We start from the raw sequence: 20,147 nt of genomic DNA, 5'->3' as shown, positions 1-20,147 counted from the left end.
GCAATGCTCCGAAACTCGAAATTTCTGTCATGCCGACCGCACTGCCGTGATCGCTTAGTTTCTGGCGCAATTGAAGCGCGCTCTCTTATTCATCAAGCTGTTCCGACGGAGGGATATCTCGACCAGTTAGGCGTGAGCCGCCGCCAAAGCTTGACCCGCCAGCACCAAACGGATCGAGGGCTTTCGATCGGCGTGAACACCCCAAGCCGATTCCGTTAACTATACTCGTCAAGCCTGATTTATGGCGCCTCACATCCATCGACGTGTTTTTCAAAAAAATACGGGGACAACGCCGAAAATAAGCTGGAAGCGGAGTTAACTTCCCACTGGGATTTAGAGGATCAGCATTCAACTGCTATTATAAAGCCTTGGTCGTAACTATTCCAACTACCGAGGTATTCATGGATCCTAACGCCATTTTCGATAACGATGGTAATGACCCCGTCCTAGTTGGACTACTTGATGAGATGACGCAGGGTTGCCTGGAGGGTCGCAACCTCAGTAATCCTGAGCCTGACGGAAAGAGGTCTTGGAGCTATCGGCATGGTTTTGCAAACGGACGCGCCGAGAAATTCGGCGGCCCCCGCGCCATGGCCGCGGCGCTGCGTGTCATGGCTGAGCAGGCAATCGCCTTGGATCTCCGTGCCAGGAAGTTGTTGTCGTGATATGCGGGCTAGTCTTGCAAAGGCGTGTGCAGTGCTGACATTAGCTGTGCCGTGCGCCCCATTTGCACCACTGGTAGTGGAATCGTAAAAGAAACGTAGAAGTCAGTCATGATCGACAGTGGTAAGGCGCATGTTCAGGCGCTGGCAACGGAACCAAATTTCTCCACTCTTTAGGGGGGCGACGTCAACGCCTTCGTTGATTTTGGCAATCCATCGAATCCTGAAGAAAATGTATTCAACGACGATCGTTTCGGGTGGTCTGTAAATTCGTGTCCGAGGGAAGTTAAGTCGAGTTAGCTTCCCTTCTGCGTTAACAAGCTGAAGCTTTCCGAAAAAGATGAGGAGAGTGCCGAGCAACTCAAATGTTAGTTTGCAAACTGCTTACCATCCTTGGCTTAATGGTCTTACGCTGTTGGTCTTTAAATGGAACGAAGAATGAGCAAACATCCGCGCGCTGGAATGCCTGAGGCATGGATTGCTGGCTTTGCAATAGAAACCACTACGCCCGAAGGACTCGAGACATGAAGCAGGGATTCACATTCGAATATAAGGCGCCGGCGAGGTACATTGCCCACAACAGCAAGGAAGAGCATGTCGTGATCATCCCCGATCAGGTCATCAAAAATCAGAAGGCGTTTGATAACAAACCCTTCCCTGCAATTTTCCGCACCCACGGCGGCGACAAAGAGCACGTTGTCTGGCTCGACGGCTCCGCCTACGATATCCGCGGCAACGGCAAGCCCGTTCCGGTCGTCAAGGACTGGCGCTTGCGGGTCAATTGCGAAGTCCGCGCGCGACTCGTCGACGATCTGCTCGCAGCAGGTTACGAAATCTCGCTATCTGATAGCGGAGTCGAAGACTACGTCAGCCGCAAGGGCGGACGCGAGAAGTTGTTATCGATGCTCGACGACGTCGATGAAATCGACATGTACGTCCATCAGGTAGGCAAGCGCGAACATATCGCCTGGATTTATATCATCAATTGGAACTCGGGTGCCGATGTCATCGGAGACTGCACCGAGAACGTGAGTAAGATAACGAATCGGGTTTGCAATTGGGCCGAGAAGAAATACGGATCCAATCCGCGTCTCCGATTGCCGTCTTAATCACCAAACGATACCCGCCTCGGCGCTCTCTCCCGCCTCGCGCAGGCGCGAGAGGCACACGGCCTGGGTGGCTTTGGGCTCGCCACGAAGTGCTCCGCCGTCAGCGCGCACGACCGATATCTTCGATGCCCGCCTTCAAGGCCGCTCGAAGCGGCTCCATCTCCGCTATCAGAGAATTGACGAGAACCTTTACTCGAACTCACTTTGCCTTGGCTGCGGCTCGCGATCGACTTGCGTCGCGCCGCGGCGCAGGAGAAGATTTTTCCGGCTTATTCAGGTGCGGCGATTGAGTACTCAGGAGGAGCTGACGCGCGTAGATCCGTGCAGCTTCGAATACACCCTCCTCCGTCACGAAAAACGCGAGATAGGCCGCGTGCAGTACCGCGATCACGATGACGGCCAGAAGCTTCCCGTCGAAGCCATTCGATAGATCGACGGGCCAACGGCGCCAGAATATCGCAAGGCAGACGATTACGATGATGGCATTGAGCAGAAAGCCCGGCGTCTTGAGACCGAGGAGATTGCGTCGGAATCCGTAGCTAACGTTCTCATTGAATAGCAGGTCGAATTTCTTCGCATTCCGTGTGTTTTCACGCAGCCAAGCGGCGCCGCGGGCGTAATAGGCATCGGCGGCTATCGGATCGATCTTTTCGTCGTCCAGCGACGGTGCGGGCTGCCCGAGTTTCGCTTCGAAAAACTTATGGAAGCCTGCCTTCGTTGTTGCGTCGTGTGTGGTATCTCGGTGGCGCAGCGTCACGGTCGTCGGCAAGCCGCCCATCTTATCGACAATCGACGGTTCGATCGCGCGTCCACGTCGCCGGGCGACGTCTGAGAACACACCGAAGAGTACGACGAGCGCGGTACCAGCGATCAAATGCGGCAAGCCGATCTTTCCGAACGATAGAAAGATCGCCGCGAACGCAAACGCCGGCGCGCCGGCAATGATCGCCGGAGCGACGCGTGCCTGAACGGTGTACGCGTCAACTGGATTTTTCATCGTTTGCCTCCCCTGGCGCAGCTTTCGATCTGACTGAAAATGCTTCTGCAGTTAGGTGCACATATCCCCTCGGCGTGTGGATGAGCATCAGAAGCGGAAAATACTGGCTGATGGAAAGAAGCGCAGCGGTCCCTATATCCGTCCCGGAGGGCCCGCTCGGAACGAGATGATTGTGCCAGGTGCCCAGAGCGTAGAGCGCTCCACCCGACCCCTCGATCAGGTCCTCCAACATTGGGCGCAGCCCCTCGGTGCCGAGCACGAATTCGTCGCGGGAAAATTTGCTGTCGGGCGGTGCCGGCATGGCGGCGACGACGTGGAAGACGTCGGCGACGTCCGAATATCGGCCGACGATGATGCCGCCGGTCTCGGAGCCAGGGCGCGCTGCGATTTCGCGGCGTATCGTTTCATCGACCTCGGGACTCAGCCGCACTACGCTTCCGTTTCCGTCCCCCACGATGATGCGCGGTCTGATCTCGGTGCGCTGCCAATGCAGATCCAATCCGTCGGACGCCAGGCTGCCGAGCAGAATTTCGCCAAGGTCCTTGAGGCCTTCCCGCTGCAGCCGGCGAATGTGCTCGGACATCGGCGCCGCGAATGACGAGAGGCGGCCGTCGGACAGCGGCATCGTCATGGCCGAGCACCCCTGCCCTATCGCGATCGCCTCGGCGTGAGTGTTGAATACCTCGCGCCTCAGACCCTGGTCCGCGTGGATGAGCCGGTACGCCTCGCACATCAGATCTGTTGCAGACGGATTGGCCCCGGGTCCTTCCACCGCCATCAGGCCGACGCTACCGATCCCTAGCATGCAAGCTTCGATGGACCGCGGACGGTTCGCGGCAACACCTGCCATGGCCAGCGCTTCTCGCACGCTCGCGGAGCCGGTGGTATTGACGACGACGAAGCTGTTCGGCGCGACCAGCGAGGCGATCGATTTTTCTCCGAATGCGTGCGCGACGATATCGACGTCGTGCGGCACTATGGGCTGCTTAAGAGGGGCCAGCGCGTCCGCGAGATAATATGCCTTCGGGATGGACCAGAAGCTTTCAACCTTGTTCTCCGAAGGGAGTGTGCCGTATCGAGCAAAATTGTGGGGTTGCATGCTGCCGTCGTCGATGACGGCCGCGGGCCCGCGTCCAGACCTGGCCAGATAAACGGCAAGTTTCGATCCCAGGCTTCCGCAGCCGATCAAGGTCCAAGGGAGCAGCGCCATCCCGTCGTCGCCCGCAGCGCGCCTCAGCAACTCGGGTGAGATCTCTGCCCGGTGCATGGCCGTCCTGACCACCAAACCGCTTCCGGACGTGAGCGCCTCGCCCCCGCGCAATTCGACCACATACGGGCATATCTCGATCGCCGAAGCCGTGCCGATCACGTCGAACGGGCGCCGCGCCAGCATAAGGACCGCGACTGGCTGTCCGTCCCTGAGTTTCGATGCCGCAATGCGACTCTGAAGAATGCCAAGTTTCGGCTCCAAGAACTCGCGGCACCCCAATTCGTCCGCGCGTATAAGGAGTTCATCGATCGTCGTGACGGTCTCGGGAAGATAACGATCGGCGACGAATGGCCATCCTGTGGGCAGTTTCCCGGACCACGCGACCAGCGCATGCGTATTGCCCGTCCACCCTTGGTCGCCGACGGGCGAGTAGCGCCACTCGGCAGCAAATTTCGGTCCCAGAGGCACCGGAGAAGCTTGTGGCAGACCGATCCGATACGTAACAACATTCGCTCGCCGTGAGGCAAAATACCAGGCGGGAAAGACCGAGCAGCCCCCGTCGCGCGTCGGTAGGTTGGTGAGCCAAGTCGCGTCTGCGACGATGACGTCGTCGATGCCATCCCGCCGCACCGGCTCCCAGCCGTTTTGCGGATCTATAAGTTGCGCCATCGCCGCCTTGTCGAGCCAGTCGACGAGTTGCTCCAAGAGTCCGCCCATCCCCCGGACGCGCAGCACTTCCCGAGGTGAGCCCGCAACCAGGCACGGTTCCGGTGGTCCGCCGTCTCTCGATGGCTGGATGTGGGGGTGACCGCGATTGAAGTCCGCTCGCAGGCGAATACGCGGTGGTCCAAGCGGATATCCAGCCGTGAATGCGAACATCACCGGCTCGACGGCCCGGACACCGGAGGGACTGCGACCTGCGGCCCTCCAGGCGTTAGGAAGCTCGGTCCGGATCTCGACTATCGCGACGGTCACGTCGCCATCTTCGACGCGGTCCGCGGTCACCCGTTCAACTGACGGATGCGCCTCGATCAGACGAAGCGCCCTTCGAACGGGCACCGGAATGTCGTGGGTCGCGGTGGTAACAGGCTTCATCGGCCTATCCGTGAGCGAGCGGCTGGCTGCCGATGCCGGTGCCGGCGGCGACGCTCACCGCGAACGCCGCGCGCTTGATACGCGGCCCAACTGAGGAGACCTCGATCACCAGCGGATCGTCACCCGGACTCTCGGCCACACATTTGAATTCGCCTTTCACCGGATCGAGGATGTCGATGTATTCGCGCTTGGCGCGGATGCACGGCGGATCGCTCTCATCATCTTCGATGGTTTTGCTGCTGGCCACGATCAGCGCACCGTCGAGGGGTTGGCCGAGAGCGCAGCGCGCAGGTTCGGAGACTTTGGCTTTTTCAGCCTTCTCTGACCAGCTATCGTAAGAAAGGCTATGCCACGAACAGTGATGCGGAGCGATTAGCACGTCGTATGCGAGGCGCTCTGGCACCTTCTTGTTGCGCTCCCAGATCCGCTCCCAGATCGCCACTTCCGCGTCCCCACCGATCAAGTAGCGGGCCTTGGTGACCTTCGAGACCTTCAGATCGATCCGGATGATTACGCTGGAGTTGTTCTTGGTCAGAATTTCTTCTTCCGTGTCGTCCGCCGCGGGCATCGGCGCCAGCAGCCTGGCTTCGAACGAGGTATCCTTCGTGCCGCATATTTTGGAGAAGACCTCGTCCACTTTCACCACGATCGCGGCGATGTCGTCAGTCTTTCCGTCGACGTCCTCTCCAAGGATCAAGATGCGGTTTCCGTCTTCGGCAGTGCCTTCCTTCTTGAACTTGTTGGCTCGTCGGCGCGCTTCGTCGCGCCAAGCCTCGGCATCCTCGCAGAGGACATGGTCCTCATCCTTGGCCTTCGCTCGACGGAATACGATCGGCGACGACCACATCTCACGGATGATGATTTTGTCGTCGACCTTCGACCATGTCGACGGGTCACCGAGATGGAAATGCTCCTTCAGGCCACGGATGTGGTCCGCATCAGGATGCGTGTTGAGGAACGCGTCGATGTACAGCCGATCCTTGCCGTCGCGGTCCAGCTTCTTTTTAAGCTGCTTAGCAACGTCCGGCGTCTCGTCCGCCTCGTCGTCCGCAGCGCTCCGGATGTTGATGTCCACCAGGATGCGGCGGCCCGACTCGCACTCCAGCAACGTCATGTCGCCGTTCCCAACTTTGAAATGTGATGCCTTGACTGCCATTGTGTCCCTCACTCGCCAGCCACCCGAGAAAGACGGTTGCGCCGCCGCAATCACGACATAACGCAGGTTGTATTCGCCCGTGGGTTGCTGCAAAAACGGGCTTCATTTACCTATGCGGGGCCGAACCGGCCTCGCGGACATCTCAATAAAAAAAATTGACGATGGTGTCCGTCGGCGCTGCCGCGCGCCGCATAGGCGTTGGGAGGGGCACGCTTGCTAGACCGGGACAATAAGGCTGCCAGGCCACGCGAGGAGATTGAAGGCACGATTCGCGCCTTCACCGCGGCCGATTGGTCAAGGATCCATTCCGTTGCATTATCGTTCATGTACGGAACTGGCTGGGATCCCGACGACCTTTCCCAGGAAGCGATCCTGCGAACGTTGCAGGGTAAGCGCAACTGTCCTACCGACGTCGACCTGATGAAGCACCTTATCGATACCATGAGCAGCATTGCGGACGGTGAGCGGAAGAAACCGCGCAGTTCCATTGTCCATCTGCCCACCATGCAGCCGGACATCGAAGATGCCGTCGACCCGGCCTCCCCAGATTGGAATGCCGAGGAAAAACACTTTTACCAGGCTCAAAGAAGTGAAATCTTGGCGATTTTCGACGACGATCAGACCGCCAGGGACCTCGTGGAAGGCCTGTTGGAGGGGTTCGACACGGATCAGCTCAAGGAGCTTACCGGTCTCGACGGCACTGGATATGCAAGCAAACGAACCTTGATACGGCGCCGACTTGTCAAACTTCGTCCGAAGGGAGTGATCGCATGACCCGCGGAAGTGAGAAACAGATGGGCTTTCGAAGCCTAAGACTTCAACTAGCTGACGAGATCCTGCAGGCTTCCGACCAGGAGATACTATCCCAATACGCGGAAGACGTCGGGTCCCCGGACGCGAACGCAGAACGCATGCGCGCGATGTTCGAGAAAACTGTTCTGTTGGCCAACAAGGGTCGGCTGGCTGCCGCCCGGGCGGGCGCCACGGCCAGCCGAGCGGCAACGGCTCTGCCTGTAATTCCTATCGAAAAAGCGCGGGAGAAATTGCGTCTGGCGCTCGCCGATCACGCCAGCGACACCAGCTTCACCCTCGCGGCGCGCAAGGAGACGGAACTCTCGGACGCCGATGTTCTCGATATGCTCCAAGCCATGCACGAACTCGGCATTCTGAAATGAGATTGTTGCAGTGACGCCGGCCGAAGCCCTCCTCCAGGAACTTGGCATCACCGAACCCTGCGAAATCGATCTGGAGGCCATCGCCCACCACGTCGGCGCACGCGTGCGCTTCCGCCCCCTAACCGGCTGCGAGGCACACATTCTGGGCTGCAATGGGCACGCTTTGATAACCGTGAAGGCCGAAAGCTCGGGCCGACGGAAGCGGTTTTCGATCGCGCACGAATTGGGGCACTGGCGTTTCCATCGAGGTCAGACGCTAGTCTGCAGGGTCGACGAGTATCAGCCCCGCGAAGGTCGCTCCCCGGAAAAGGTTGCCGATGCATATGCTGCCGACCTTTTGATGCCCCGCTACATCTTCGAGCCGATGGCGCGACAGATCGAAAAATTCGACTTCGCGTCGATCAGAGGCCTGGCGGATGCCTTTAAGTCGAGTTTGACGGCGACCTCCATCCGGCTTATCGAGCTTGATCGGCTGCGCGGGTTCGTGATCTGCCACACGTCCCGCGGACGGAAGTGGTTTGCGCGGTCGCCTAGCGTGAGTAGGGACTGGTTCCCTCGGGAGGATCTCGACCCCAAGAGTTCGGCTTTCGGCATTCAGTTCGGTGGACGTCCGGATAACGCCACGCCACGTAAGATCGAGGCTGGCGCCTGGCTAGGTCGCCACGACGCCGCTCGCTTCGATGTCCGAGAACAGACGATCCGGATCTCTCGCGACGAGACGCTCAGCCTGGTTATGGTCGATGACAAGCGGATGCTTGTTTCAGAATAAACAGGCGACTCGCTTCAAAAGCGACCTCTCGTCCGGCATCTAGTATAGCCAGACCGCTCCGACAACGGGGCCGGACCGAGTCTGCAGGGAAGGGAAGTTATGGCCATTAAGCTTCCCTATGGCTGTTAACCTCCCCTCCCCGAGCGCAGAAGGGAGGTCGCCTGCGGCAATTGGCCCGAGTCGCCATATTCCGTTCACATGCCCTGACGTCAACAGCGGTGACCGAGAATAAGCTATGGGTTCGGCGATCTATCGGTGAGTTTTGACCGGGCGACAATTCGACTCGACTTTTGTTCTTCTTATGTTCTATTTTTAAAAAAATGAAGGATCATCCTGCGAGCTGGCGCATGCCGACACCCAAACAGATGGAAAAGCTGGCCATAGAGGCAGTCCGGAGAAAGCCCGCTGCAGGCTTCGCCGAAATCGATGCGGCCGATATGCCGCCCGAATACTGGGAATCGGTGCTGAACGACCCTTATGCCGACTTTAGACCAGCCGGATTGCCGATCCAGCAACAACGCCTGTCGGAGATCTCGCGCCACGTACTGCGCGTCAGTTGCCGACGTTGCGACCGTGTCATCGATATACAGACGGCTGACGCGGTCCGGCTGTACGGCCGGCATACGACGTGGAAGGAGGCCGGGATGCGTCTCCTCGACGATGGCTGCCGACAACGGACCGGCAGCCGCGAGGACGATGGCTGCTGGCCCAATTTCGAGACGCCCTGAACCTCGGCCGTCGCCGATCCGACCTGTCTCCGCTGGATGTCCGGATGGCTCCGAAGTATCACCCCACGCCCCTTTCCGGAGGGCAGCGGAAGGCATTGAGGAAAGAGCTCCCCGCGGCGCGCGCGATGACGGGCATCCTCGCGGCCCAGTCGGACGAGATGCGGTCCAAGGGTGACGCCCTGATTAGACGAGCGGACCGGCTACTCTGCGAAAGCTGGAACGAGATGATGTGGGCCGACGGCGAGCCGATCGACCCGTCGCTGACTATCGAGCAGGCCGCCAACGGCGGATATCCTTGGCTGCAGATCGAGTGCTTCCGCTGCAAGACGCCGAGCGACGTCGATCTCGCGGCGCTGCGGCAAGAGCCGACTACGTTTGTCCATGATCTCGCCGGCAGGCTACGATGCCGGAAATGCGCCCAAGCGGGGCGACGCCCGGCGGCGACCCTGCTGCAGCGCCCGCGACAGGCCGTTCCGGAGACGTGATGATCATGTGCAATCTATACTCCATGACAAAAAACCAGGCCGCGATCCAGAATCTCGTTAGGGTCGACAAGGATAGCGCCGGCAACCTGCCATCCATGCCGGGCACCTTTCCGGACAAGATGGCACCGGTGGTGCGCAACGGCGCAGGGGGCGGACGCGAGCTCGCCATGCTGCGCTGGGGCATGCCGTGGTCGTCCCAAACTCTCTTCAAGAAGGCGCAGACGCGCGCCGAAAAGCCCGGAGCCAAGGGTAAGCCGGTCGACTTCAAGGAATTGCTCCGGAAAGAGCCGGACAAGGGCACGACCAACATCCGCCGCCTCGAGCACTGGAAGCGATGGACCGGGCCGGAACATCGATGCGTCGTGCCGTTCACGTCTTTCAGTGAATTCAACAAGAACGCCGGCGGAGATATCTGGTTCGCTCTCGACGGGAGCCAGCCCCTGGTCTGCATTGCTGGTCTGTGGACGAACTGGACCTCCGTCCGGATGATCAAGGAAGGCGAGACCACGAACGATCTGTTCGCCTTCCTGACGACCGACGCCAACGCCGAAATCCACGCGGTCCATCCCAAAGCGATGCCCGTCATCCTCGCGAACTCGGATGCCATCGACGTCTGGATGAACGCTCCCTGGGAAGAAGCAAGCATGCTACAGCGTCCCCTGCCGGACGGCGCGCTGAAGATCGTCGCGCGGGGCGAGAAGCTCGACGGGGCGCAGGACGGGTAGTTCGACACATGGCCGACGATCGAAACATCTGTGCGCTTTGCCTCTCCGATGGGAAGCTTCGGGTCTGGGTCGAAGAGATTGGCACGCCCGACGACTGCGATTTCGACTCGGATCACGTCTCGGCCACTTGCGTGACGGTCGACGAATTGGCGGAAGAGGCCGATCGGTGGTTTCAGGAGAATTACCAGCCTGGAGCCGAGACTTTCGAGGTGGACACGGGCCCCGACAGCGATCGCGTCTATCACGGCACCGAAGGACAACCCTTCGAAGAGATATTCTCGGACGAGCTCGGAGCTTCCGATGAGGTGGCAGAGGCGGTGATCGACTCCCTTCCGGACGTCTCGGACAGGGACATCTCCAAGGGAGCCGAGCCCTACTACACTGACGCGCATAATTTCGAGCTCATAGAGACGGCGCGGTCCCGCGAGAAGGCCGATCAGGACGAATACTGGTTTTCCAACAGGTACGCCTTCGAATGGCAGGAGTTCTGCAGACAGGTACAGTTCTCGTCACGCTTCTTCGGCATCAAGCAGAAGCTCGACGAGCTTTTCGGCGAGCCCGCCGAGTATGGTGAGGGCCCCGTGAAGCCGCTGTACGACCTTGCGGCATCCCAAACCCTCTACCGGGCTCGCCTGATGCGCGACGATCTGACCGAAGAGGTCCTCAACGCGAGCGGAGCGGCAAAGCTGGGGCCTCCCCCGTCGGAGCGGACTCAGGGCGGCAGGATGAACGTCGAATTCATTCCGGTGTTCTACGCCGCATTTTCGAAGACGACGGTCGTGGGCGAACTGCGTCCCAGCATCGGCGATTCCATTGCGATCGGCACATTCAGAACACGCGTGCCGCTGAAGGTCTTCGACTTCACAGCCTTCGATCGACGAGCGGCAGATCGTCGACACTTCGTCGAGCACAGCCGATGGGATTTCATCACTCAGTTGCAGGCCGAAATCAGCAGGCCGGTCCGCCCCCATGAACGTCAGCGTGAATATATTGCCACGCAAATCGTTGCCGAGTATCTCAAGTCGTTCTTTGGTTGCGATGCGATCATATATCGATCTTCCATGCAGCGCGACGAAGAACAGGATAATCGCAACATCGTTATACTCAATCGCGGCGGCTTCGTGGGCGAAGCGGATCCTTACGTGCTTTCGTACGCGGGGTGGTCGATGGAAGACGTGACCGACGTGCGGTACACAACGGTGGACGGGATGGCGTTCTAGAAGCGATGGATTTGCTCCGGCAGCGCGCAGTCCTTTCGCCCGTCTGGCTTCCGGGCCAACGCTTCGTTCGGCGCCGAGCCGCTACGAACGTCGGGTCACGATATCGCCGACCTCGACACCTGGCCGGAGTCCAGCTTTCAAGCTCATTGGCGTTGATCCATCGCATGCAGTCTCACCATTTTCGGAAAACGCAAATCGAACATGGGCAGTAAGAGCCACCGCAACAGAAATGCCCAACGTCGAATTTCGTCAGATAGAGATTACATTACTGCGCCGGGCGGAGAGTCCGCAGTGCTTGCGACGATCGGACCAGATGAGGCAGAGGTGATTGCCAGCTCTGCAGCCGCGGCGCTGTCGGCCTCGAAGTATTTCTTCGCCTTCAGATGGTGTTCCAGCGCTACCGGCCGGTAGGGCCCGAAGCTTGTGAAGTTTCGCACCGACTTCATTGCTAGACGTTCATAGACGGTCTCATGAAGCTGGGCCGTGTCGGAGACGTCGCGGATGTCCTTGGACCACTTGAGGAAGGTGCCGCCTACGCCGACCATGCACTCGTCGTGCATCATCCCGTCGCTGGACGGATAGAGCTTCAGCAGGCCTTTATCGACGATGACGCAGTTCGGCTCGGGAATCTTCTTGGTGATGAAGTCGACCATCCACGTCAGGGTGATGTCGGACAGGCGGGATTCGTTTTCGGGATAGCTTCCTCCGATGTCCGCGTGATTACCGGCGAACCAGATCTGGTCGAACTGCTCCGGCTCGTTCTTCCTGTCGGGCCACTTGACCGTTCCGTGACCTCCCCACGGCACGCGCTTGAAGTCCTTACGTCCTTCGTCGATCGACTGCAGGTGCCGAGCATATTGGACGTCCGACGAAAAGTGCCGGTCGTACGTCCAATCCGGGAAAAAGCGTTGCCATCCGATTGCCGCGACAGCATCCCAGATCCCAATGAAATATGCCGAGGCCCCAGCCGCCAAGCCGAACTGGGAGCCGTAGTCAGCCCGAAACTTCGACTGCCTCTCGGCTAGGGTCTTCTCGTCGGTAATCGGCATACCGAACTTGTAGAGGCATGCCACCGCTTCCTTCGCGACCCCCCGCAGAGACTTGGGTTCGAGGCTCAGCGTCGGTAGGCCAGGCTGCTTAGTGGGGACGCCGCAGACTTCGAGGACGTGGGACAGGCACCTGGCCGTGTAGGCCCCGCGGCTGAAGCCGAACAGGTAGATGCGGTCGCCGGGCTGCCACACACCGATAATCGCGACGTAGCAGTCCATGATCTTCTCGGTGAGGCCCATGCCGAACATTTGGCGAACTTTCTCTTTGGTCTGGGCGATCCAGCTATTGTGCCGAGGCGTCGGCGTTCCTATGCCGGGCACGTAGAAGGCGAGTTGCTTGCTGGGATCGACGACCGACTCCGGCCCGGTCCGCGTTGCGCGGTAGAGCTTGTAGACGTTCGTGCGGCTCTCGTCCGGCAGCAGACCGCCTTCGTTTCCGGTGCCGTCCGCGAAGATGAGGATGTTCTTGGTCACGTGATGCTCCTTGTGGCTTTATGCCAAAGCCGGATCGAGCGAGGCGTCGCCGACGACGATTCCGGTCTCCGCGGTGAAGATCGCCGCTACGTCCTTGGCTTTTTCCCTATATGCGGCATAGGCGCCTGGGCCTGCTGAATTGATCGCGTCCGCTAGGCTTGCCACAGGCCCCTGTTTCGCGGCCGTCGCAGCGTCCTTGAACTTGGCCTCTTCAGTCCGCAGCCCGGCGATGGCGGCGTTCAGGTCGGACATGTTCGTCGGCGTGACGAGCTTTCCGCCGATGTAGACGACCTGACTTAGCCCGACGATGCCCAGGATGGTGTCCGGAATGACGAAGGTGGAAAGTTGCGTCACGCCTGCCGCGATCAACGCGCCGATCACGACCAGCGCGAAGATGAAGCTCTGATACCGATAGACGTCGAAAACCCCGTCGGTGGAGAAGAAGTCACGCCACGATGCGTTGGACGGATCGACTGGCGTCTTGGCCATCGGAATCCAGCCTCGCCGCAGCAGCCACGCCCTGTTGTCGGCTGAGAGAGTGTTGCGTTGGGCGTCGGCACCCTTGGCCACCGTGGCGCCGATCCCGCTGATCCCGAGCAGCGTGAGGATCGTTCCAGAGATGTCCGTCAGCATCCCCGTCTGCAGCAACAACAGCGAGATCAGCCCGACGACGACCAGGGAAAACGAAAGAGTCTGGAAGGTGGATAGGCTTCCTTTCCCGTCCGGGCCCGCCGTGAGCCGTGCCGGATCGAGGGTGCGGACGAAGGACGCCAAGGTGTGGTCCCGCGTGCGGAGCGCAAAGGCAATCCAGACGTAGAGCAGGAACACCTCAGCTACGGTTATCCCGATGCTCAGCCAATACGGGCTCAGGCGCACGGTCGTGAGGGAGACACGCCCAGGGGATTCTCCGACGGCGCTGTTGCAGGTGTACAGATAGAGGTCGACCCTATTCCACATCGAGGCGAAATCGTCCCCCATGTTTAGGGTTACGATGGCCTGATCCGGCTCAAGAAAGTGCTTCTTGACGAGCGGGTCAGAATCGACGGCGCGGCGGGTGACGACATCCTGCCTTTTGAAAAGATAGGTCTCGTCGCCGTAGTCGATGCCCGCGAAATATCGCACTCCGTCCACGAACGGCGCACGCACGCCGACATCCACTCGCTGGTTCGTCGGCAGGAAGTTGGTCGCGAACACGATCGTGCCGCCGACCGGATTTCGTCCGGATTTCAGTTCGACTGCGAACTCCCCGGTCTTGACGCACTGCTTCTGAGGATCGTTGCTGCGGACAGCCGACGCAGCGCCCGTCTTGGTTTCCGTCCCCGACGCTGCGGCGGTCGGAGCCGCGGGAGCCAGTGCAGGTTGCGGCTGCTGCGCTTCAACCTGGACCGGATTGGGCCGCTCTTGGGATTTCGACGGCGAAGCCAGCACGGATACTGACATTACCACGACGCTAGTGGCACAAATCAGCGGTCTGAACATCATTGATCCTACGGTGTCAGGAAGAGCGGCCTGGGACTTACCCATGGTTGTCGCAGCATTGCAAGTCAACCGAGGCGCAACGTAGATCTTTGCCGGGGATAGCGAAGATGTGTCCTGATTGCTTTTTATGCTCCGCCTTTCGGTGGAGTGATGGCGATGATCTTCCGTTGAATCAGACGCCGGTGCGGGCTTGAAGCTGGCGGAAGCCGAGGCCGACGTGTTCATGGAGAAGTTCGGCGACCGTGCTTACGACGAAGCGCCTAAGCGCTTGCGCGAACCGGAGTACCAGACCGTCCTGGACGGAAACTGGCCTCAGGGCCATTGGACGCTTGTCAGAAAAGATCATCGGCGGCATGAGGAACGGGACGGGCTCGACACCGCAATTAGGTATCTCGAGCGATGAAGCGGCGCCCTCGATCTTCCTCATCTAAGCAGTCGGTTCGGATCACAGCTATGACTCCGCCTTACAGCCTTTTCCAACGCTGCTGCAGCTGGCTCCATGCTGCAAGCCGCGTCGTCACGTTCGAAGCGGCGCGGACGAGGAGCGCTCCATAAGTTGGCCTGCGGTGACTTCGATTTGACGACAAGAACCGAGGATCGGCCTAGCGGCCAGTAGTCCATAATGCCGGCATCATGACCCCATGTGAGGAACTGACGGATGGAGCGAACTCAGGCAACGGGCGGAGTTTCCGCGAACTCAACCCAGGGGGCCGACCCGACCGGCCGTGAGGTTATGGCCCGCCAATTCGCTGCGGCGTCCGTCGATCCAACGGGCCGGGAAACCATGATCCGGCAATGCGCCACGAAAGCTATCAATGTTTCGTCGACCGCCGATCAGGCTGCTTGAGGTGCGCCTCACCGAGTTCTCGGGAGATCTCATCAGTGAGGCTGAACGAGACGGTGAACCCGTCGGGCGTTCCGATCGTCAGGATCCGTGTGCCCACGGGACTTAGTTCGATCTGAAACTGGCTCAAGGGGTAGGTGACTCGCATTGCCGGATCTCCGTGAGCCTGCTGCACGGCGCTGGAGGCCATCTTAGGCAACGTCATCAGCAGTGCGGTGACCGTCTCGATCGTGAAGACAATGCCGACCCGTTGGCTGGCAAGATCTTCGACGATGAGTCTGACGGCGCTGCCGTCCGTGGCGGTTTCGAAATTCAAAAGACGCCGAACCTGAAGATCTGCTGCCACGTGAGTGCTCCTACTCGTTGCCGGAGTCACATAGGTTGGCTCCCGCCCAAGACATCACTCCGTTTCCTGACCTCAAATTGCAGATCTGTGCCGCCTGTCCCGCTCATGTGTGTTTGACCGCAAGATTCGGAGTGCCGGTCGCTCCAACGTCCGCCACGCTGCTCCGGAAATTGGTAGATGCGGGAGACATTTCATGAGCTCTTTTCGTCAGTTCGATGCCTTCGCCGCCGCTCGCGGAGAGGGGCTTCATCCAAAGCTGCGATCGTTGCTTGATCGAACGGCGGCCTCCCCGCGGGCGGAACTGACCGTCCGTCTCGACGGCATGCTGCAGGCCGGGCCAGATCCGGCTTCTGAAGCGAATTTACGTGTCGGCGTGGCTAATGCGCAGCCCGAAAAGCTCGGAAAAATCGCACGATGAGAGGCACGACACGGCGCATCGTCGCTTTGATCGTCGCGACGCTTATACATAGCACCGGCGCCCAAGCGGGCGACACATCCAAGTTCATGGCCGTCGGGACATATGCCGAGCCGACCGCCGTGCCGGAGGCCTCGTTGGCTCTTAGCGAAGAGCGAGAGACAATGAAAATGTACCTCAACGGCAAGGTCGAGCAGTTCTGGTTCCGGAAGGACGGCAAGGGCGTCGTCTTGCTGATGGCCGCGGAGTCGCTAGACGAGGCCGCCTCACTCCTGCGTGGCCTGCCGTTCGCGAAAACGAATGCGATCCGCTTTGAAATCTTGCCTGTCGGACCCATGATGCCCTTCTTTCGGCTCCTCGACGATGGCTTGGTGCACGGCCCGTAGCCGAACGTTCTGCGAAGCGACAACCGATCGGCGCCGGCCGATTATCGGACGCGCATGTCACCGCGACCGGACAGCGGTCCGATCCGACTTCCCACATCGCAAACGCTGCGCCCCGGCAAAGCATCTGCCTCAATTAGAAATGTCGGTTCGGATGTGACGTCCGCCTCGTCCGAGCCCCCGCCGTTTCTTTGACGTTTCGCGAAGAAATCCATTCGAACAATCTAGCTTCATGAGTGCTTCGTGCATTCCGCCCGCACACACTCCGAGCCCTTTTCTTCTGGTTCGAGCTGCCGATCGTGCGGTTTTGATTGCGGGGTAAGAACCGGAGTTTTGGACCATGGCGGGGAGCCTACGTCTCTGCGCGGATCATCGATCTCATGTCGATGGTCTTAACGAGATCAACTCAGGACAAAAACAATGAGCAAAGAAGAAGACAACAAGGCCGTGGTCGTTCGGTGGTTCACCGATTTCTGGGGCGAGAAAGTGGACCTCAACGTCGTCGACGACATCGCAGCACCGGACATGCTGCTGAAGTATTCGCTTCATGAACCGCGCCGCGGCCATTCCGACATCAAGGCGTTCATGACCGACTTCCGTGCGGCGTTTCCGGATTTGCAGTTCGGAGCCACGGCCGACCTCATCGCGGAAGGCGACTACGTCGTCGGCCAGTGGGAAGGTGGCGGCACCCATACGGGAGCGGCGTTCAGCGATTTCCTGATCGGTGCGTTGCCCGCAGCGACCGGCCGCAAGATGCGCTTCACCGGCACGACCGTCCTGAAGGTCGTGAATGGAAAGATCGTCGAGGAAATCGGCCTCGATGATGGCGTCACAGCCCTCACGCAGCTCGGCCTGTTCAAGGCCGCCTGATCGAGAGGCGCCGCCGCCCGCTTGCCTTAAGCGACGGCGAACTCTCGATCATAGTTGAGGCCCGCAGAGCGACCTGCGGGCCTCAACTTCGATCGTTGACGTTCGATCACCGAAGAAATCCTGCCAGACAGTTCAGACATTCATTTTCCATCTCGGCGGAAAGTAAGGCGCAAGTTTCATGACCTATACATCAAGCAAAGTCGCCATCGTGACTGGGGCATCCGGCGGCATCGGCGCTGCGGTCGCTCGGCGTCTCTCTGCAGACGGGTTCGCCGTAGTGGTGAACTATGCGGGCAACGCCGCGCCCGCCGCGGCCATTGTCGCCCAGATAGAAGCGGCTGGCGGCAGAGGAGTCGCTATCCAGGCCAATGTTTCGGACCCCGCCGCTGTCCGGCGCATGTTCGACGTGGCGGAAGGCGACTTCGGAGGTATCGACGTCCTCGTCAACAATGCCGGCATCATGACGCTCGCGAGCATCGCCGACAGCGACGACGTCCTGTTCGATCGCCAGGTCGCCGTCAACCTCAAGGGCACGTTCAATACGCTACGCGAGGCGTCGAAGCGGCTGCGCGACGGCGGCCGGATCGTAAACCTGTCGTCCAGCGTCGTCGGCCTGCTGCAGCCGACCTACGGTGTCTACGCCGCGACCAAGGCGGCGGTGGAAGCCATGACCAGCATTCTCGCCAAAGAACTGCGGGGTCGTGACATCACGGTGAACGCCGTCGCGCCCGGCCCGACAGCGACCAATCTCTTCCTCGATGGAAAGCCACAGGAAGTGATCGACCGCCTATCGAAACTACCGCCCCTGGAACGCCTCGGTCAGCCCGACGATATCGCGGATGCCGTCGCTTTCCTAGCGGGGCCTGACGGTGGCTGGATCAACGGTCAGACGCTGCGCGCAAACGGCGGAATCGTCTGACGCCCGCCTAGGCCTGCCCCACAGTCCAAAATGCGAATTCAAAGAGGTCCCTGTCATGCCCAAGCAAGTTATTCTAGTCACCGGCGCCTCCTCGGGCTTCGGTCTCATGACCGCAAAGGCATTGGCCCAGGCTGGTTACATCGTATACGCCTCCATGCGGGAGACCGTAGGGCGCAATGCGCCGCAGGTGGCAACCGCTGCGGCGTGGGCCGCCAAGGTTGGGGCCGATCTGCGTACGGTCGAACTGGACGTTCAATCCGATGCGTCGGCCGAAGCCGGTGTCGCGCAAATCGTCGCGGACAGTGGACGACTCGATGTCATCGTCCATAATGCGGGACACATGGTTTTCGGCCCCGCCGAGGCGTTCATGCCCGACCAGTTCATTCAGCAGTATGACGTCAACGTACTCGGCGCCCAACGGGTCAACCGGGCGGCGCTTCCCCACCTGCGCGAGCAGCGCAAAGGCCTGCTGGTCTGGGTCGGGTCGAGCTCGACGCGCGGCGGGCCCCCCCATTCCTGGCGCCATACTTCGCCGCCAAAGCGGCGATGGATGCGTTGGCGGTGTCCTATTCGACCGAACTGGCTCTCTGGGGCATCGAGACCACCATCGTGGTGCCGGGGGCCTTCACAAAGGGCACCAATCATTTTGCCCATTCCGGAAAGCCGTCGGATAGGGCCCGCGCGTTCGAGTACGAAGACGGCCCGTATGCCGGGATCGCCGATATGGCGCTCAAGGGCCTTGCCCGCCTGGAGCCCGCCGATGCGGATCCAGCCGACGTCGCTCGAGAGATCGTCCGGGTTGTGGACACACCGTTCGGGAAGCGACCGTTCCGCGTACATGTCGATCCCTCGCAGGATGGAGCCGAGATCGTCAACGGTGTCGCCGACCGCATGCGTCGGGAGATGTATCGCAACATTGGCCTAGAGAACTTGCTTCATCCGGCAGATATCGGGTGAACCTGAAGGTCGTGTCGGAAACGCCGTAAGGCCGTCGCCAGTCGAGGCTTACCCGGGAGCGCAGCACGGGAAGCGCACGAAGTCCAGTAAAGGTGGGTTACCCCCATGCGCCTGCGCTCTTGGCATCCACGAAGGTGTACTGCACATCGGAACGGTTAGATTTCTGGAAGTTTGCAAGTCTGCCGTCGAAAATAGCCAGATCGGCCTGATCGTATACGCAAAAATAGAGATGGCTGATCCTAGAACGGAAGAGCGCATTGTAGATGTGCGCGTCGTTCTCGTTCGCGGACGAACCGTAGACGAAGAAGCAGCCCGAGGTCTCCTGCAGTCGTTGAAAACAGAGCTTGAGATAAGGGGACGTCCCAGATCCGCTTTTGTTTCGATTCCGCACTGCCTTCCGCAACGTAGATGGGATACCGATGGTCGTCCGCAATAGTTTGCCCAATCGCCTCGAGGCCGCCGTCGTTTCCCGCCAACCTTTTTTCGATCTCGCCATCCTTGCGCCTGAAGAGATGAAGGCCGCCGTGGATATTGTAGACGTTGCAAAGACGATCCTCCGCGAACGGTCCGCGGAAACCGTCCGCGTCTCTTGCCTTGAAGAACCCGTCTCCGAATTTCCCATTGGATTTGATGATGACCCAATAGAGGAGCAAGTCGTAATTGGTCGTGAATATCTTCCGAAACGGGTTCAAGAATTCCAGGCACGCCGGAATTGCTCCCTTCATTTTGTCAAGGTGGGTCGGATGGGCGGCCTGAATCGCGCTGATTAGAGCTCTTCTTACAACCCCGGCATCCGCCAGAAGCCGGGCGGCATGCTGTGTGTGCCCGTAAGTCGCTTCGACCGTACTCGCATCTTCGAGCGCGCGAACGACTCTCTCGAAGTTCGGGGTGTCCAACTGATCGAAGAGGCGCCTACAGGGCTCGCCGGCATCCAGTCCTGCTTTCTCAAGCAGCGTACTGTAGCCACAGTAGTCGTGAGAAAAGCCATTGCCGAGCAGAATGGAGCAGGATTCTGCGCCGATACTGTTCAGAGCCGTTTTGAAATCGATCACTTCTGGCATACTGTTACACTCATCTCCA

General features: G+C 59.8%; 21 protein-coding genes and 1 pseudogene. 14 read left to right on the top strand and 8 right to left on the bottom strand.

Translation table 11 applies throughout. The features are described 5' to 3' along the window. The first annotated feature begins 401 nt into the window (after nt 1–401). A complete protein-coding gene (locus JWQ24_RS23555; RefSeq protein WP_299813268.1) occupies nt 402–665 on the top strand; it encodes a hypothetical protein in 264 nt (87 codons plus the stop codon). 521 nt (nt 666–1,186) lie between these two features. After that, entirely contained in the window at nt 1,187–1,771 is a 585-nt protein-coding gene (locus JWQ24_RS23550) for a hypothetical protein (protein ID WP_299813265.1), read from the top strand. Between the two features lie 199 nt (nt 1,772–1,970). Here JWQ24_RS23550 and JWQ24_RS23545 read toward each other — a convergent pair whose 3' ends face one another. From JWQ24_RS23545 to JWQ24_RS23535, 3 genes are read right to left on the bottom strand one after another with little or no spacing between them, the layout of a single operon-like run. Beyond that, entirely contained in the window at nt 1,971–2,768 is a 798-nt protein-coding gene (locus JWQ24_RS23545) for a hypothetical protein (protein ID WP_299813262.1), read from the bottom strand. Beyond that, nucleotides 2,752–5,073 (bottom strand): ThiF family adenylyltransferase, encoded by a 2,322-nt coding sequence (locus tag JWQ24_RS23540; RefSeq protein WP_299813259.1) that lies wholly within the window; start codon nt 5,071–5,073, stop codon nt 2,752–2,754. Before JWQ24_RS23540 ends, JWQ24_RS23545 begins: the two co-directional genes overlap by 17 nt. A 4-nt stretch (nt 5,074–5,077) precedes the next feature. After that, the gene (locus JWQ24_RS23535; RefSeq protein ID WP_299813256.1) at nt 5,078–6,229 is read right to left on the bottom strand and encodes a metallohydrolase; all 1,152 of its coding nucleotides are present in this window, start codon (nt 6,227–6,229) and stop codon (nt 5,078–5,080) included. Nucleotides 6,230–6,442: 213 nt separating this feature from the next. Here JWQ24_RS23535 and JWQ24_RS23530 point away from each other — a divergent pair, with 213 nt between their 5' ends. The 7 genes from JWQ24_RS23530 (at nt 6,443) to JWQ24_RS23500 (ending at nt 11,331) form a co-directional block, all read left to right on the top strand. Further along, nucleotides 6,443–7,003 (top strand): hypothetical protein, encoded by a 561-nt coding sequence (locus JWQ24_RS23530; protein WP_299813253.1) that lies wholly within the window; start codon nt 6,443–6,445, stop codon nt 7,001–7,003. Next, entirely contained in the window at nt 7,000–7,404 is a 405-nt protein-coding gene (locus tag JWQ24_RS23525; RefSeq protein ID WP_299813250.1) for a hypothetical protein, read from the top strand. Before JWQ24_RS23530 ends, JWQ24_RS23525 begins: the two co-directional genes overlap by 4 nt. A gap of 10 nt (nt 7,405–7,414) precedes the next feature. Further along, nucleotides 7,415–8,173, top strand: coding sequence for an ImmA/IrrE family metallo-endopeptidase (locus tag JWQ24_RS23520; RefSeq protein ID WP_299813248.1), 759 nt, complete (start codon nt 7,415–7,417; stop codon nt 8,171–8,173). A gap of 320 nt (nt 8,174–8,493) precedes the next feature. Then, complete coding sequence (locus JWQ24_RS23515) at nt 8,494–8,901, top strand: hypothetical protein (RefSeq protein ID WP_299813245.1); 408 nt, start codon at nt 8,494–8,496, stop codon at nt 8,899–8,901. A 44-nt stretch (nt 8,902–8,945) separates the two neighbouring features. Further along, complete coding sequence (locus JWQ24_RS23510; protein WP_299813242.1) at nt 8,946–9,386, top strand: hypothetical protein; 441 nt, start codon at nt 8,946–8,948, stop codon at nt 9,384–9,386. 5 nt (nt 9,387–9,391) lie between these two features. After that, entirely contained in the window at nt 9,392–10,111 is a 720-nt protein-coding gene (locus JWQ24_RS23505) for an SOS response-associated peptidase family protein (RefSeq protein ID WP_299813360.1), read from the top strand. Between the two features lie 8 nt (nt 10,112–10,119). Beyond that, the gene (locus JWQ24_RS23500) at nt 10,120–11,331 is read left to right on the top strand and encodes an RES family NAD+ phosphorylase (RefSeq protein ID WP_299813239.1); all 1,212 of its coding nucleotides are present in this window, start codon (nt 10,120–10,122) and stop codon (nt 11,329–11,331) included. A 260-nt stretch (nt 11,332–11,591) separates the two neighbouring features. Here the strand turns inward: JWQ24_RS23500 and JWQ24_RS23495 are convergent, their stop codons facing one another. The 4 genes from JWQ24_RS23495 to JWQ24_RS23480 form a co-directional block, all read right to left on the bottom strand. Then, entirely contained in the window at nt 11,592–12,854 is a 1,263-nt protein-coding gene (locus JWQ24_RS23495; protein ID WP_299813236.1) for a DUF2235 domain-containing protein, read from the bottom strand. 18 nt (nt 12,855–12,872) lie between these two features. After that, entirely contained in the window at nt 12,873–14,294 is a 1,422-nt protein-coding gene (locus JWQ24_RS23490) for a hypothetical protein (RefSeq protein WP_299813233.1), read from the bottom strand. 211 nt (nt 14,295–14,505) lie between these two features. Further along, nucleotides 14,506–14,760 (bottom strand): hypothetical protein, encoded by a 255-nt coding sequence (locus JWQ24_RS23485; protein ID WP_299813230.1) that lies wholly within the window; start codon nt 14,758–14,760, stop codon nt 14,506–14,508. Nucleotides 14,761–15,145: 385 nt separating this feature from the next. Beyond that, entirely contained in the window at nt 15,146–15,523 is a 378-nt protein-coding gene (locus JWQ24_RS23480; protein WP_299813227.1) for a hypothetical protein, read from the bottom strand. A gap of 193 nt (nt 15,524–15,716) precedes the next feature. Here JWQ24_RS23480 and JWQ24_RS23475 point away from each other — a divergent pair, with 193 nt between their 5' ends. The 5 genes and pseudogenes from JWQ24_RS23475 to JWQ24_RS23455 all read left to right on the top strand — a co-directional run bounded on the left by JWQ24_RS23475 (nt 15,717) and on the right by JWQ24_RS23455 (nt 19,067). Then, nucleotides 15,717–15,941 carry a hypothetical protein gene (locus JWQ24_RS23475; protein ID WP_299813224.1) on the top strand — a complete coding sequence of 75 codons (225 nt, stop codon included), beginning with the start codon at nt 15,717–15,719 and terminating at the stop codon, nt 15,939–15,941. Then, nucleotides 15,938–16,324 carry a hypothetical protein gene (locus JWQ24_RS23470; protein ID WP_299813221.1) on the top strand — a complete coding sequence of 129 codons (387 nt, stop codon included), beginning with the start codon at nt 15,938–15,940 and terminating at the stop codon, nt 16,322–16,324. The genes JWQ24_RS23475 and JWQ24_RS23470 overlap by 4 nt, the downstream gene beginning before the upstream one ends. Nucleotides 16,325–16,741: 417 nt before the next feature. Next, on the top strand, nt 16,742–17,191 hold the full coding sequence (locus JWQ24_RS23465; RefSeq protein WP_299813218.1) for an ester cyclase: 450 nt from the start codon (nt 16,742–16,744) through the stop codon (nt 17,189–17,191). Between the two features lie 178 nt (nt 17,192–17,369). Then, nucleotides 17,370–18,110, top strand: coding sequence for an SDR family oxidoreductase (locus JWQ24_RS23460; RefSeq protein ID WP_299813216.1), 741 nt, complete (start codon nt 17,370–17,372; stop codon nt 18,108–18,110). A 55-nt stretch (nt 18,111–18,165) separates the two neighbouring features. After that, a pseudogene (locus tag JWQ24_RS23455) lies at nt 18,166–19,067 on the top strand (SDR family oxidoreductase). Between the two features lie 239 nt (nt 19,068–19,306). Here JWQ24_RS23455 and JWQ24_RS23450 read toward each other — a convergent pair. Next, entirely contained in the window at nt 19,307–20,128 is an 822-nt protein-coding gene (locus tag JWQ24_RS23450) for a DUF4917 family protein (RefSeq protein ID WP_299813213.1), read from the bottom strand. Nucleotides 20,129–20,147: the final 19 nt, after the last annotated feature.

Origin of the sequence: Tardiphaga sp., assembly GCF_028290495.1 — a bacterium.
Taxonomy (GTDB): Bacteria; Pseudomonadota; Alphaproteobacteria; order Rhizobiales; family Xanthobacteraceae; genus Tardiphaga.
Note: the sequence above shows the minus strand (reverse complement) of the source record. Positions and strands in the feature narration are given on the sequence as shown.